This is a genomic window from Arthrobacter sp. NA-172 (assembly GCF_043952055.1).
Taxonomy (GTDB): Bacteria; Actinomycetota; Actinomycetes; order Actinomycetales; family Micrococcaceae; genus Arthrobacter.
In genome coordinates this window covers 1,904,521-1,917,606 of sequence record NZ_JBINOT010000001.1, presented here as the reverse complement: position 1 = coordinate 1,917,606, position 13,086 = coordinate 1,904,521, and the positions used below count along the sequence as shown (strand labels likewise).

Here is a 13,086-nt window from a genome sequence, read left to right as displayed (position 1 = left end):
CCTAGTGCCCCAGACTCCGAGCAAAGCGCGCGACGGCGTTTTCCGCCGTCGGGACCGGTCCGAATACTTCGGCTTGGCGCGAAGTGTCCGAGACGTATTTGCCGGTCTCGAACCAGGCGAGCATGGAACTCATGTCCTTGACCATAGGGACGAACGGGCCCAGTACGGCGCCGAGGACATTGAGGACGGGAGCCGGCACCGAGCGGACGCGGACCTGTTCACCCGCAAAAGTCGAAGCGATGTCCGCGATATCCTGCATGCTGACAGCCCGGTCCCATCCGATGTCGATCCGCTCGCCGTCGGCGACATCCGCGTCGACCGCGGCTGCGAGGTACCCGGCGAGATCGGAAGTGAGGACGAAGGTCAGCGGGACGGTCTTGGTGCCGAACCACGTGAGGCGCTTCTTCTCGAACGGGTCTCCTCCCATCTGGGTGATCTGGTCGAGAAACGCGCCGGGGCGAAGGGCGACAAACGGGACACCCAGTTCCTCCAGCTTGTCTTCCGTGAGCTTCTTGTGCCAGAAGTGCGGGACGTCCGGTGTCTGGTCCGAGGTGAGGATGCTGACCAGAATGAATCGCCTGACCCCCGTCCGGCTCGCAGCGACGGCGAGGTTGGTGTTGCCGGTAGTGTCGATTTCCAAAGCCTGTTTATCGCGGCGGGTGTACCCGGCCGCGGAGGTGATAACGGCGTCGGCCCCTGTCATTGCGGCGATGAGGGAGTCAAGGTCGAGCATGTCGCCACGCGCAATCTCAACACCTTTGGCCTCGAGCTTGCTCGCGTCCGATTCTGGCCGGACCAAGGCCCGGACGCTCTTTCCCTTTGCGAGCAGTTCATCGATCACTTGGCCGCCGACATGGCCGGTGCCGCCGACGACGACGACCGGTTTGGTTTCAGTCATGGGTGCTCCTCCGTGAGTGGCTGGTTGGCCACTCGTGGCCATCGCGGGTAACGATCAACATCTCGCCCCGAGCGACTCGCTCAAGGACTTCGCCGCCTTGGTTCCTTAGCTCGCGTACTGTCACAGTCCGCATGCATCAAGTGTGTCACTGCTGATACGGAGGTGAAACTGGGTTGGAGTGCGCCGCAAACGCCGAGCAGGAGCGGTCACCCATAGCCAATGGATCCTTCGACGCAATTTCGCCCCGCCAATTGGTCCGGCATTTCTTTCGAAAACCCTAGTTGAAAACGTATTCATCCGAGTCGGCGTCGCCACTCAGCCGACAGCAACTACAGATAGCCCTTCACACTGGCGCGAAGAGCGTCAGCGTGTTCGTAAATGTCCTCTAGGGAGTCAACGGGAACACGCCGTTCCTCTTTGTGTTCGTCGAAGAGTCCGATGTACTTCTGGGCTCGGTTGAAATGCAGGCGCGCTATGGGCCTGCGGTTGTTGTCATCTAGAAGTACGGCGAAGTACGACTTGGCATCGCGCTGGAACACCCTAGAGGGCTTTACATCGCTGCAAACGATCGCCCGGACAATCTGGTAACCCTCGATTTCTTCGGCCGTGGGCACAACACGATCGGCTTCGATGAGGGCGGCTTCAACGGCCGGCTGACTAACCACCTTCGGAAGAGTTGTCGAATCATCGACCTGGGTAAAGGTCTGAGAGCCGAGGGCTTTCTTAAGACGATCATTTGCCTGGTCATTGAGGAACTGCTTCGATGCCTTTCTGACGAGCGAAGTGAACTGTTCGCGCACACGCTGCGTATACGCGCCTGTGTATACACGTGTGGTCAAGAACTTGACCCACTCGTCTTCAGGCTCGCGGAACTGTGCAGCCAAGGTTCGTTTAAGCTCGCCGATGTATTTCAGTTCGCCAGCCGCGTTGATGATTGAGTCCAGATCGAAGACGTCTTTTGAGAGTTTCCGGAGTTCCGGAAGGAGCGAATCATCGATCTCATTGAGATCCAACACCAGGAAAGGCTTTTCATCCATACGGTTAGGAGCATCGAGATCAGTAAAAAACTGATACACCTCGCCGTTGGTGAGTATGGCGATCCGCGCATTTGTGACTGCAAAATAGCGGAACAGCTGAGACGCGTGTTCGATCCTTACTGGTCCGATGGACTTCTTGCACTCGATGAGGATCTGTATCTCGCCATCCTTCACGATGGCGTAGTCAATCTTCTCCCCCTTCTTGATGCTTACATCCGCTGTGAACTCCGGCACGACCTCAAGTGGGTTAAAAACGTCGTAGCCGAGGATCGTTGAGATGAACGGCATGACGAATGCGTTCTTTGTTGCTTCCTCGGTCTGAATAGCCTCGCGCTGCTGACGCACCTTTGCGGCAAGCGCCGAGAGCCGTTCGTCGAATTCCATGCGTCCCCCTTGAACAAACCCGATATTGAGCCAACCGTAGACCAGTGGCACTGAGAGATCACGGAAGTCGAGCGTGTCTATTTACACGCCACTTAATAGGAGCAGCCCTTCCCCAATATCCCGCCCGATCCGCCGCAACAGCTTCGCCGCCAGCACAGGATCCTTCGACGAATCCCGGTCCGTGTAGTCCGCTAGCGCGTAGACACGCGAGAGCCGCATCTCGGACCACCGTTCCCGAGGCAGCATGGAGCGGCCCGCGAGGGCGGCCGGCGTCGAAGTCCAGGGGGTCAAGGAAGTAGTCCACTCCAGATACTTGGGAAGCGCCCAGCATCAGGCACGCGAAGCCGGAATGATCGATAGCCTGCGCCTCTCAATGCCACGAGCGATGGCTGGGTTGGGGGAGTTCGAATTCCTGGCCGCCCAAAAAAGTCCGGATTATTCTCAAGAATTTTCGCCCGTGTGCAGTTCTCCGACCTAATAATGTCGTACCCCTCTGGAAGGCTTTGGTTATGGCCGGAATACGGGGAACACAGCGATTCGGATCAGGCGCGCCATTCGGCGACGCGATCCCGGATGCCACGGTTCAAGATGACGCGGTCCTGCGCGTCCGGGTGCGGGGCCTGATCGATGCCGTGAACTCGCTTCGGCCAGGCTCCGACAGTGCTGAACTGATAAACGAGTTGCGTGCTCTTGAGGACCTGAAGTCCGCGGCCGCCGGCGCCCAGGCACGGATTGCTGTCGCGTTCGACGCCGCCCAGCGGAGCAGCGACGCGGCGGCGGGCATCCCTAACGAGGAGCAGGGCCGCGGCGTCGGAGCGCAGATCGCGTTGGCCAGGCGGGAGTCCCCGGCCCGCGGATCCCGGCTCCTCGGACTCGCCAACGCCCTCGTCACCGAAATGCCGCACACCCTCGCGGCTTTGGACACCGGTCAGCTGAACGAATGGCGGGCGACGCTGTTGGTGAAGGAAACAGCCTGCCTGGCCGCTGCGGACCGCTGCGCCGTGGACGAGGAACTCTGCGCCGACACCGGAGTCTTCGACGGCGCCGGAGACAAGGCGATCATCGCCGCGGCCCGGACCGCGGCCTACCGGCGGGACCCGCGCTCCGTCACGCAACGAGCAAGCCACGCCGCCACCGAGCGGCACGTCAGCCTCCGCCCGGCACCGGACACCATGACCTACCTGACCGCCCTGCTCCCCGTCGCCCAGGGCGTCGCCGTGCACGCGGCCCTGTCCCGGCACGCAGACTCGCTGCGCTCCGACGGGGATACCCGGTCCCGGGGCCAGGTCATGGCTGATGCATTAGTGGAGCGGACCACCGGAACGCCTGGGGGGATCACCGGCGTCGAGGTCCAGCTCGTCATGACCGACCGCACCCTCTTCCAGGGCGACAGCGAGCCGGCCCGCCTGCCCGGCTACGGCATCGTCCCCGCGGGCTGGGCGAGGGAACTCCTGGCGGGGACAAGCGGCAACACCAAACGCGGCCAGCCCGCAGTCGCCGAACCCGGCCAGGCCGCAGTCGCCGAACCCGGCCAGCGCGGCCAGCGCGGGCAGCGCGGGCCGGGCGGACAGTCCCAAGCCGAAGAGGACCCGGCCTTCAAGGTCTGGCTCCGGCGCCTGTTCACGGCTCCCCGGACCGGGGAGCTTGTCGGCGTGGATTCGCGGGCGCGGCTCTTCCCGGCAGGTCTGCGGCGCTTCATCCAGGCCCGCGACGACACCTGCCGCACCCCCTACTGCGACGCGCCCATCCGGCATTTCGACCACATCGTCCCCTGGCACGACGGCGGACCCACCAGCCTGGCCAACGGGGCGGGACTGTGCGAAGCATGCAACCACACCAAAGAACTGACCGGCTGGACAGCACAAACCGGGTCAACACGCCCCGGGACAAGGCATGTCCTCGAAATCCGCACCCCCACCGGACACACCTACCGCTCAACAGCCCCGCCCCTGCCAGGAACGCACGTGAATGGAGACCCGCCCGTCATGGCTGCGCACTATTTCGGGGACCTGTTTCGCAGCCGTCACCGACGCGGTCTACGCCAACCTGCCTAGGCATGCTCAAACACGCCCACTTCGCGGGGGTATGCGCCGCCTCAGCAGTGAACGGCCCGTTTGGCGCTGATCTCGCGGACGGTTCCGAGCAGTCAGAACGTCCCGCCTCCAGTTCCGCCTACCGGGTACTGGCGCTGGAGGTCGGCAACCTTGGGGTCGTCCTCGTCTGCTCCGTAGTCCGAGGTGCGGGTGATGTCCTTTCCGTCGGGGAGCTTCATCGCGCGGAAGATCAGCGACAGGACTGCGGCAACGATCAGGTTGATAGCGAATGCCACCACAGCGATGTACACCTGTACATTGGTGCCCGGGATGGCAGCGATAGATCCACCGAAGTTGGCCTTCGTCACCGGGTTGATCACGTTGTACGCCGCCACCGTCCCGTAGATGATTCCGACGGCCCAGCCGGCGAAGAGCGCCCATCGGTGGAACCAACGGGTGTAGAGCCCAGCAACGATCGCCGGGAAGGTCTGCAGAATCCAGATGCCACCGAGGAGCTGCATATTGATCGCGGCCGACTGGTCCATTGCAATGACGAAGATCAGCGCACCGAACTTCACCACGAGCGAGGCGATCTTGGAGACCTTGGCTTCCTGGCGAGGGTCGGCGTCGGGCCGGATCAGGTCGCGGTAGATATTGCGCGTGAACAGGTTCGCCGCGGCGATCGACATGATGGCGGCCGGGACCAAGGCGCCGATGGCGATTGCCGCCAGCGCGATCCCGGCGAACCACGCGGGGAAGTTGTCCAAGAACAGTTGCGGAACCACGAGCTGCGGGTTGACGGCACCGTTCAGGTCAGTCGGCTTGGTACCCGCCGAGATGGCTGCGTAGCCCAGAAGAGCAAGGAATCCCAACATCAGCGAGTACAGCGGAAGCACTGCGGCGTTCTTGCGAATCGTGTTCCTGCTCTTGGTCGCCAGGACCCCGGTCACCGAGTGCGGATACATGAACAACGCCAGGGCGGAGCCGAGAGCCAGCGTCCAATAGGCCGAGTAGCTGGCCGCGCCAGGAATAAAGACGCCGGCCGCCTTGCCCGTGGCCGGGTTGATGGCGTCCAGTTTTGTCTGTGCGGCACCAAAGATGTTGTCCCAGCCTCCGAATTTGATGGGCAGATAGATCACCGCGACGATCACCGCGAGATAAATCAGGAGATCCTTCACCACCGCGATAAGCGCCGGAGCACGTAGACCCGACGTGTACGTGTACGCGGCCAGGACAACGAATGCGATGATCAAGGGCAGGTCGGTCAACAGCGCATTCTGGGCGCTGCCGAGCCCCAGCACCGTCAGCACGGCCTTGATGCCGACGAGTTGCAGCGCGATGTAGGGCATGGTCGCGACGATGCCCGTGACCGCCACCGCCACCGTGAGCGCCCTGCTGCCATAGCGGCCGCCCACGAAGTCCGCCGGCGTCACGAACCCGTGCCGGTGCGAGACGGACCACAAGCGGCTCATCAAAAGGAACACAATCGGATACAGCACGATCGTGTACGGCACAGCGAAGAAACCGCTGACAGCGCCAGTAGCCCACATTGCGGCCGGTACCGCCACGAACGTGTAGGCGGTGTAGAGGTCCCCACCAAGAAGGAACCACGTCACCCATGTCCCAAAACCGCGGCCGCCAAGGCCCCACTCATCAAGGCTGTGCAGTCCGGTTTCCTTACCCGAACGCCACCGTGCGGCGAAGAAGCCCAAGACCGCCACCAGAACAAAGAGGACGACGACGACGGTGAGCGCTACGCCGTTGACGGGCCGATCCGCTGTGGTCGCCAATGGAACAGTGAAGGCCCTCATGGCTGTTGCTCCTCGTTGCGTCCGCTCCGCACTGCCTTACGGCGGCGGCGGTCCTCCTTGGAAACCAAGCGATAGGCGATGCCAATCAGGCCGGCGGTAATAGGAACCCAAAGCATTTGGTACCAATAGAAGAACGGAATACCTGCAAATCGCGGTTTATCAATTGAATATGCCGGAACGAACAATGGCACCAAAATGGCGATGGCCAGCAGAATTCCCGAAACAATGTATGGACCCGGCCTGGCAGGTCCCCGAGTTGGCAGATCGGGAGTTGACATAGCGCCTCCTCATCGAGACGGCCCCGGAGCGGGAAGGGCTTCCCCGGACGTGCCGGCGGCCTTTACGGACCGGGCATTTACCCGTCCATCATCAGAATAGATTCTGAAGTTATTCTTCGACAGGGGAAGTGCGACACACTTTTTTGCCACGATTACGGTGCGTTTCGCCAGCGCCTGGAGGGCCGCCGTCGTCGTCGGTCCTCTTTGCCTAACGCGCCCGACGCCGAACAGAGGCCCGGCGCGCCACCATGGCTGCCAGGGCGATCGCCAATGCGAGCAATACCCCGACGCCGGCCCCGCCGTCGGGTCCTAACGCGTTCGAAAGGACCTGATGGCCCATCACAGCCATCTCCTGCAGGTTCCCCAGGATGCTGCGCGTACCCAAGGCGGAATTCACCGACCTGAAAACTGCCGGCACCACCCATAAGACGGCAAGACTCGCCAGCCATACGAGCGCGTGGCGGGCTGGTCTCAACCCGTACCATGCCAGTGTCACCCCTACCAGCGCGGCGGGCAGCAACTGTACGATCACGGGCATGGCGGGAGAGGCATAGGGTACCCCGGCCAGGTTTGCCAACCACTCGGCGGACCAATAGCCGAAGGGGACGGCGATGAGTGCTACGCCCAGGGCGGCCAGGGATCTGGACCTTGAGGCGATGAGCAGAAGGGCAATGAGGCTTGCTGCGGTGGCGCCAAGGACTCCTGCCAGCAGCCCGGCCAGGTAGAGGCTTGATCTGGATCCCGGCACCAGGCCGGCGTTGACCACGACGAATGCCTGAATTGTCGCCGCGATGTGGACTGCCAGAACACCCGCAGCGGCACACCACGTCACCAGCCGGCGTCGGGCTGGATACCAGATCCGCACGGCCAGGCCGGCGACCGCCCCGCCCACGGTCAAGAGCGCAACGAGATTTGTGAGCTGGTATTGGCTGAGCGGGAGGAGCACCAAAGGTATCTGCTGAGACGGCGCATCCGAGCCCCACAGGTTCTGCAATGGCAGCCGGGCGCCGGTGATCAGCCATGGGGCCAAGCCAAGCACCCCGGCCAGAAGCCCGATCACCAATGCGGGGGCTATGTTCTTGGCAGAGGTGCGCGGGGGAACTTCGGCGCTGGAAATGGTCCGTTTCACGGGCTTGCCCAGACCCCTCTCTGGCTGGTGTGCCTCACGCATGCTCCTTCAATACCTATCGTTCAGGGCTGGGACACTCATTATCGGCTGAAAAGGCGAGGGCGGCCACCGTTTCCGGTGACCGCCCTCCCAACGTGGACTTGCCTAGCCGTCAGCATCCTTCGCCACGGGCTGGCTGCCGGTGGTCGGGGCCGAACCGGAACCCGAACCGGGACCCGAACCGGACCCCGAACTTGAACCCGGGACTGACCCGATTACGCTGTGCTTGGGATCAGGCATGGTCGAGCCGGAACCGTTCACTGATTGCCAGATGGCCTTGTTGTAGAGCTGTTCGTCGATCTTGTCTTCAGTAGCTGTGTCCTGCGCGGCTACTTGTGGGGCCATCGGAGCATTGGCCCCGTTGACAGTGGTCATGTCGTAGCTGGGCTTAAGGGCGGTGTACGACGTGTTGTCCGGCTTGGCCGTGAAGGACGCGTTCATCGGAGTCGCGAAGGCATCAAACTGGGTCAGCGGACCGATGCCGGCAATGAGCCCGATAGTGCGGACCATCGATGCCGTGCTGTAGAAGGTTGAGTCGACTTTCCCGGTCTGCGTGTAAGGGCTGATGGCCAGTGCGAGGGTGCGGTGCGCGTCCACGTGATCAGGCCCATTCTGGGCATCGTCCTCCGTGACGAAGATGGCAGTGTCTTTCCAAGCGGAGGAATGCGACACGGTGTCCACCAGCTTGCCCAGCGCGTAGTCGTTGTCCGCCACGTAGGCCTTCGGTGTGGGCGCGCCGGTCTTGGTGGCCTGGGTGTGGTCATTGGGAAGCCGCACGAATTGGACCGTGGGAACCGTTTCCGCGGTTACCTGGGACTGAAAATCCTTGGCCCACTCGTCAACACGCGGGGTTCCGCAGTTGGTCTTCAACGCCGCAAACGTTCCGGCGGAGTCCGGGCAGTTCAGGTCGTATCCGCGGTAGTTGTGGTCCGTCTGGGCATCCAGGACAGGGTCCGCGGCCGTGGTGGTACCGGTGGCATTGTTGGAAACATAGAAGCCGTAGTTGCGGAAGCTGACGCCTGCCTTGGCGAGGCGCTGCCAGACGTACGTGTTGTCCGGCTGTTGCGCCGCGATTTCCGGGGCGTTTCCTTCGCTGGGATATTGTCCCTTGCGGCCCGAGTAGTTGGCAGGCCACATTTGTTCTGCGTACGGGTTCGAGTTGGCCGAGGCCACCCAGTTCCAGCCGTTGGCGCTGACTTCCGCGTCGGCATAGAAGTTGTCAAGGGTGGTGAACTTCTTGGACAAGGCCCGCATGTTTGGCGCCGACTCGTCGCCGAAGAGGTTCAGCGAAGGATCGCCGTTGCCCTTGCCGAGGCTACCCAGCACCTGGTCGTAGGTGCGGTTTTCCTTGACCACGTAGATCACATGTTTGATGGGGCTCTGTTGGCCGGGTTGACGCGGGATGATGTTGCCTCCGGCGGTGTCCGGGCGGTTGTTGTTTTTGACCTGTTCGGTGGCCTTCTGCAGCTGCCCTCCTTGGGGCACCTCGAAACTGCTCAGCGTGCCAACGATCATCGATCCGCTGTACTGGTTTTCGGCTGCCGGGGCGGTTGACTCGGGGTTCGGGTGGCCGGGTCCGTTGTTAGGTCCGGCGCCCAGCCCTTTCGCGTTGGTGACATGCAGTGTCCCGCCGCTGAAGACCATCGAACTCGGGTACCAGCCGACCGGCACTACGCCGCTCACCGTACTGCTGCCAAGATCGACGACGGCGACGTCGTTGTTCCCCGAGTTGCTCACGAAGAGGCGGTGCCCGGCTTCGTCCAAGGCCAGCCCTGTTGGATTGGTTCCCACCGGTGCACCCTTTTCGGGCGCAACGCTGATGCTGGTGGCCGTACCCGAGGTGGTGTCGACGGCTGAGACAGTGTCGTCGTCGCCGTTGGCGACGTACAGCTTGCGTCCATCCTTGGACAGGACGGACTTGTTGGGGTGGAGCCCCGCCGCAAAGGTGCGGGAAACCTTCGGCTCGGCACCGCTAATATCCACCACGGAGACGTCGGATGCGCCCTGATTGGTGACATACGCCGTCGTGCCCTCTGGAGAAACGGTCACCGAAAGCGGCCGGTGTCCGGCCGGAGTAGTCGAGACCTTCCCGGTGGCGAGATCGACGACGGACACGGCGTCGGCCAGTTGGTCCGCCACTATCAGGCGCTTTCCGTCGGGTGTGAGTGCCAAACCTGCGGGGAAGAGGTTGAGGGCATTGCCGGAAGGTGTAGTGGTGGGCAACTGCAGAGGAGCGCCCTCGGTGAGTCGTCCGCCGGAGAAGCTGTAGGTGCGGATTTTGGAGTTGGCAGCGGCGCTGGCGTACAGCTTGGTGCCGTCCGGGCTCCAGGCCAAGCCCATGTAGAGCGATTCGGGAGACTTGTACGGGATGGTCTGGTCTACCTCGTGGTCTGCGAGATCGACGAGTTGCAGGGACTGAGTGCCTTGACCATTGTTGGTGACGGCCAGCTTCTTGCCGTCGGGGGAGATAGCGGAGTTCAACGGAAGGTCGCCGAGTGCGGTCTGCTGTCCAGCCGGCGTGACGCGCATGCCGATCGACGTGACAGCAGTTCCATCTTCGTGAGGGCCGGCGAAGTTCGAGACAGCCGCAAAGGCGGCCCCGCCCACCAGGACACTGGACAATGTTCCGATGATGATGACCGGAGTTGTTTTGATCTTCATGGCCCTCAAGCTAGGGGCCCGGGAACACGCTGGACGGAATCACAGGGAACTGTCAGCTAAATCATCAGTGAACTGATGAGGCGGGAGGTATCCGCGGGGTCGCTCGAAGTGAACAATGCCTTAAATACCGTTCGCGACGATGGTGCCAAAGACAGTGCGGCGGCATAATCGCTCCCATGGGCCTTCTGAGCCCGGAACTGCAGGCCGACGAGGGGTACTTTCATGGCGAACAGCAGGGTCAAGCGCGTGGTGGTTATGGTGCAGGAGAACCACACGGTGGACAACTATTTCCGGGGCCTTGCCCCCTACGGGGCGAACGTGGCCACCGACTGGCCCATCCAAGCCAATCCGCCGGCCTCGGACCAGCCCCACGACCGGCACGCCTATTTCAATTGGCTGACAGGCCAGCACAAGGCGACCCGCACCCAGTTCGATACCTCCGTGGTCCTGCCGTTCTACGAATACCTTGCTGTGACCGGTGCTTTCATGGAAAACCACTGCAGCGGTTTCGGGACAAACTCCACGCCTAATCACCTGCTGATCGTCGGAGGCCAGTCCCCGACCCTGCGCAACCCCTCCCGGACTCAACCTCCGCCGCTTTGGGACATGCCCTCCGTTCCCGGGCTGGCCCAGGACGCGGGGATCGGATGGCGGTGCTACACAGGCAGCAACAATTACCCGGTCGGGTTTTACACGCAGCTCAATGGCTCGCCGAACCTGGTCCCGAATTCCCACTTTGTGGCCGAGGCAGCCGCCGGGAAACTGCCTGAGCTGAGCTACCTGTGGCACAACTCGCCGGAGGACGAGCACCCGGTAGCGGATGTCACCATCGGTATGAACAAGATCTGGCAAAGCGTTGACGCCGTGGTCAAGGCCGGCGGATGGGACGAAACCGTGTTCCTGCTGACCTGGGATGACTGGGGAGGGTGGGATGACCACGTCGCCACCCCGAACCTTGAACATACGCCCGACGGCGTGCAACTCGCCTATGGTCCAAGGGTTCCGCTGATTCTCTTCGGGGGACCAGTCAAACAAGGAATCGACAGCCGTTGGTCAAATCACGCGGGGATCCCGAAAACTGTGATGGAGTTGCTCGGACTTCCCAAGCTTGGCGTAGACAGGGTGGACAATGACCCTGGGCTCGCGGACCTGATCGACCCGTCATTGCACCAGCCAGCGCCGCCTGCGTTCGGATCAAAAATCACCCTCCCGGCCCCGCCGCAACCGGTACCCGCACCCAAACCACTGCCCGCCCCACCGGCGTCGACGTCGGCCCCCGTCGGGCCGGTGGTCTTGCGCGGCGGTGGAACTCTCCCGCCACCGAACGACGTGCCGCTCAAAACCGGCCATCCCTGAGCCGGCAGGACAGTTCGACGGCGGTTCGCACCGCCGTCGAACACTTCTCAGCCTTCCAGCTCTCCGCGCCGGAATCGCAACTCCCGCAGGGCGCCCCGGAGCGGTGACCCCGTAAACGGAAGGTCTTCCAACCTGACTTTCCCGGAAGCTGATAGGGCCAATGCGTTGGCGGCGACCGCCGCGCGTTGCGGTAAGCCAATGGACGCCGCGAATTCCGCCCAGTGCTTCGCCTTGAGATTCTTCGTTTTACCGGAAACCGACAATGCTAGTGAGTTGTCTCCGTAGAGCAGGGTGCAAGGAATGTCGTAGATCGGTGCCATGGCAAAGCCGCTTCCGTTACCGCCGCCGAGGATCGAGAGATTTTTCGCATGGAGATCGCCGTTCCCGGTGAGCCACGCGAGCCACGCAAAAACAAACTGAAGGTACAGATTGCGGCTTGCCACGAGCGGGGCTTTACACCTTCCGGCCAGTGCAGAGGCTACGTCTTCCGACGCCACGGAGTACTTCGAGGCTGGTGGCATGCCCATGACTTGGGCTCCGTCCTCCATGGGCAGGCGCACCCAGGCCCGGTCATTGTTTCGTACGCGGTCGAAGCGTTCCACCAACAACCCTGCCAACCCATTCCTGTCGGTGATGACTTGGCTCTTGGCTACCGGGATCTTGAGCGCTTTGGCTGCGGAGAGATGCGCCGCTTCGTTCGCCAGCAGATGGGCATGATTGGGTGGGTCCAGCTTGAGAAGATACCGCTGCCCACTGAGCGACAATGGCGTGGTCAGCATGGACGCGCTTACCTTGTCTTGGACGCCCGGGATGGCATGGCGGTCCACTGCGTTGGCAAGGGCGGCGAAGTCCAGCTCTTCGGGTTTTGAGGCGTCCGCCAAGGGTGCCGGTTCCGCCGGGACTTCACCGGCGGGAACCACTTGGACGTCCCCAGGCGCGTCGGCTCCCACTGCAAGCAGGAGCGTGAGTTCGTCGTCGAGGCTGGTTTTGGTGGCGTCCCTGAGTACGCTGAGCCGGTGCCCTTCCGGAAGAAGCCCGGCGAAGAACGGCGGGAGAGCTCCTGCTGGAGTCTCGACCGGCGCCTCCATCAAGGGCAACGAACTGGCCACCGCGGGCCTCCCTGCGGCCAAGTACTCCGCTGCGTAGGAAAAGGTCATTCCACCATGGCGCGTGCGGACTATATGGCCGGCCAGGATGCCGCCCTTGTAAACGTCCGCAGCGCGGATGAACCTCAGGTCTTGGAGATCATCCGGCATCAGCTGGCCACCAGATGCAGGCCGACGGCGTTCGCGACGGCCACGACGGCAGTTAGCGAAGGATTCCCGGTGGCCGTTTCGATCGCTCGAACGGTTCTTTCGGAGGTTCCCCCAAGGTCGGCAAGATCAGCTTGCGTGATTCCGGCTTCCTTGCGCGCCTTTCGTATGGCCGCAGCTATGGCCGCTAGGTCTTCCACGATCCTC

General features: G+C 62.6%; 12 protein-coding genes. 2 read left to right on the top strand and 10 right to left on the bottom strand.

The features are described 5' to 3' along the window. Position 1: 1 nt before the first annotated feature. The 4 genes from ACF0H6_RS09465 to ACF0H6_RS09450 all read right to left on the bottom strand — a co-directional run bounded on the left by ACF0H6_RS09465 (position 2) and on the right by ACF0H6_RS09450 (position 2,610). A complete protein-coding gene (locus tag ACF0H6_RS09465) occupies positions 2-898 on the bottom strand; it encodes an SDR family oxidoreductase (protein ID WP_395249374.1) in 897 nt (298 codons plus the stop codon). Continuing rightward, complete coding sequence (locus tag ACF0H6_RS09460; protein ID WP_395249373.1) at positions 891-1,031, bottom strand: type II toxin-antitoxin system Phd/YefM family antitoxin; 141 nt, start codon at positions 1,029-1,031, stop codon at positions 891-893. The genes ACF0H6_RS09465 and ACF0H6_RS09460 overlap by 8 nt, the downstream gene beginning before the upstream one ends. Positions 1,032-1,227: 196 nt before the next feature. Beyond that, positions 1,228-2,319: a type I restriction endonuclease gene (locus ACF0H6_RS09455; RefSeq protein WP_395249372.1), complete on the bottom strand. Its 1,092-nt coding sequence runs from the start codon at positions 2,317-2,319 to the stop codon at positions 1,228-1,230. A gap of 81 nt (positions 2,320-2,400) precedes the next feature. Next, a complete protein-coding gene (locus ACF0H6_RS09450; protein ID WP_395249371.1) occupies positions 2,401-2,610 on the bottom strand; it encodes a hypothetical protein in 210 nt (69 codons plus the stop codon). Positions 2,611-2,828: 218 nt separating this feature from the next. Between ACF0H6_RS09450 and ACF0H6_RS09445 the strand changes: the two genes are divergently transcribed. After that, positions 2,829-4,373: an HNH endonuclease gene (locus tag ACF0H6_RS09445; RefSeq protein WP_395249370.1), complete on the top strand. Its 1,545-nt coding sequence runs from the start codon at positions 2,829-2,831 to the stop codon at positions 4,371-4,373. A gap of 92 nt (positions 4,374-4,465) precedes the next feature. Here ACF0H6_RS09445 and mctP read toward each other — a convergent pair whose 3' ends face one another. The 4 genes from mctP to ACF0H6_RS09425 form a co-directional block, all read right to left on the bottom strand. Then, the gene (mctP, locus tag ACF0H6_RS09440; protein WP_395249369.1) at positions 4,466-6,163 is read right to left on the bottom strand and encodes a monocarboxylate uptake permease MctP; all 1,698 of its coding nucleotides are present in this window, start codon (positions 6,161-6,163) and stop codon (positions 4,466-4,468) included. Next, entirely contained in the window at positions 6,160-6,441 is a 282-nt protein-coding gene (locus ACF0H6_RS09435) for a DUF3311 domain-containing protein (protein ID WP_395249368.1), read from the bottom strand. Before ACF0H6_RS09435 ends, mctP begins: the two co-directional genes overlap by 4 nt. Positions 6,442-6,649: 208 nt before the next feature. Continuing rightward, on the bottom strand, positions 6,650-7,612 hold the full coding sequence (locus ACF0H6_RS09430) for a hypothetical protein (RefSeq protein WP_395249367.1): 963 nt from the start codon (positions 7,610-7,612) through the stop codon (positions 6,650-6,652). A 102-nt stretch (positions 7,613-7,714) separates the two neighbouring features. Then, positions 7,715-10,270 (bottom strand): alkaline phosphatase family protein, encoded by a 2,556-nt coding sequence (locus ACF0H6_RS09425; protein ID WP_395249366.1) that lies wholly within the window; start codon positions 10,268-10,270, stop codon positions 7,715-7,717. A gap of 222 nt (positions 10,271-10,492) precedes the next feature. On the opposite strand from ACF0H6_RS09425, the gene ACF0H6_RS09420 reads away from it, so the two are divergent. Continuing rightward, complete coding sequence (locus ACF0H6_RS09420) at positions 10,493-11,626, top strand: alkaline phosphatase family protein (protein WP_395249365.1); 1,134 nt, start codon at positions 10,493-10,495, stop codon at positions 11,624-11,626. 47 nt (positions 11,627-11,673) lie between these two features. Here ACF0H6_RS09420 and ACF0H6_RS09415 read toward each other — a convergent pair whose 3' ends face one another. Together ACF0H6_RS09415 and ACF0H6_RS09410 are read right to left on the bottom strand one after the other, a co-directional pair. Then, positions 11,674-12,882, bottom strand: coding sequence for a type II toxin-antitoxin system HipA family toxin (locus ACF0H6_RS09415; RefSeq protein ID WP_395249364.1), 1,209 nt, complete (start codon positions 12,880-12,882; stop codon positions 11,674-11,676). Further along, positions 12,882-13,079, bottom strand: a complete 198-nt coding sequence (locus tag ACF0H6_RS09410; RefSeq protein WP_395249363.1) for a helix-turn-helix transcriptional regulator — start codon at positions 13,077-13,079, stop codon at positions 12,882-12,884. The genes ACF0H6_RS09415 and ACF0H6_RS09410 overlap by 1 nt, the downstream gene beginning before the upstream one ends. Positions 13,080-13,086 lie beyond the last annotated feature (7 nt).

Coding starts and splice junctions, on each gene's coding strand:
- ACF0H6_RS09465 (WP_395249374.1), bottom strand. CDS start 898: ATGACTGAAACCAAACCGGTCGTCGTCGTCGGCGGCACCGGCCATGTC.
- ACF0H6_RS09460 (WP_395249373.1), bottom strand. CDS start 1,031: ATGCGGACTGTGACAGTACGCGAGCTAAGGAACCAAGGCGGCGAAGTC.
- ACF0H6_RS09455 (WP_395249372.1), bottom strand. CDS start 2,319: ATGGAATTCGACGAACGGCTCTCGGCGCTTGCCGCAAAGGTGCGTCAG.
- ACF0H6_RS09445 (WP_395249370.1), top strand. CDS start 2,829: ATGGCCGGAATACGGGGAACACAGCGATTCGGATCAGGCGCGCCATTC.
- mctP (WP_395249369.1), bottom strand. CDS start 6,163: ATGAGGGCCTTCACTGTTCCATTGGCGACCACAGCGGATCGGCCCGTC.
- ACF0H6_RS09435 (WP_395249368.1), bottom strand. CDS start 6,441: ATGTCAACTCCCGATCTGCCAACTCGGGGACCTGCCAGGCCGGGTCCA.
- ACF0H6_RS09430 (WP_395249367.1), bottom strand. CDS start 7,612: ATGCGTGAGGCACACCAGCCAGAGAGGGGTCTGGGCAAGCCCGTGAAA.
- ACF0H6_RS09425 (WP_395249366.1), bottom strand. CDS start 10,270: ATGAAGATCAAAACAACTCCGGTCATCATCATCGGAACATTGTCCAGT.
- ACF0H6_RS09420 (WP_395249365.1), top strand. CDS start 10,493: ATGGCGAACAGCAGGGTCAAGCGCGTGGTGGTTATGGTGCAGGAGAAC.
- ACF0H6_RS09415 (WP_395249364.1), bottom strand. CDS start 12,882: ATGCCGGATGATCTCCAAGACCTGAGGTTCATCCGCGCTGCGGACGTT.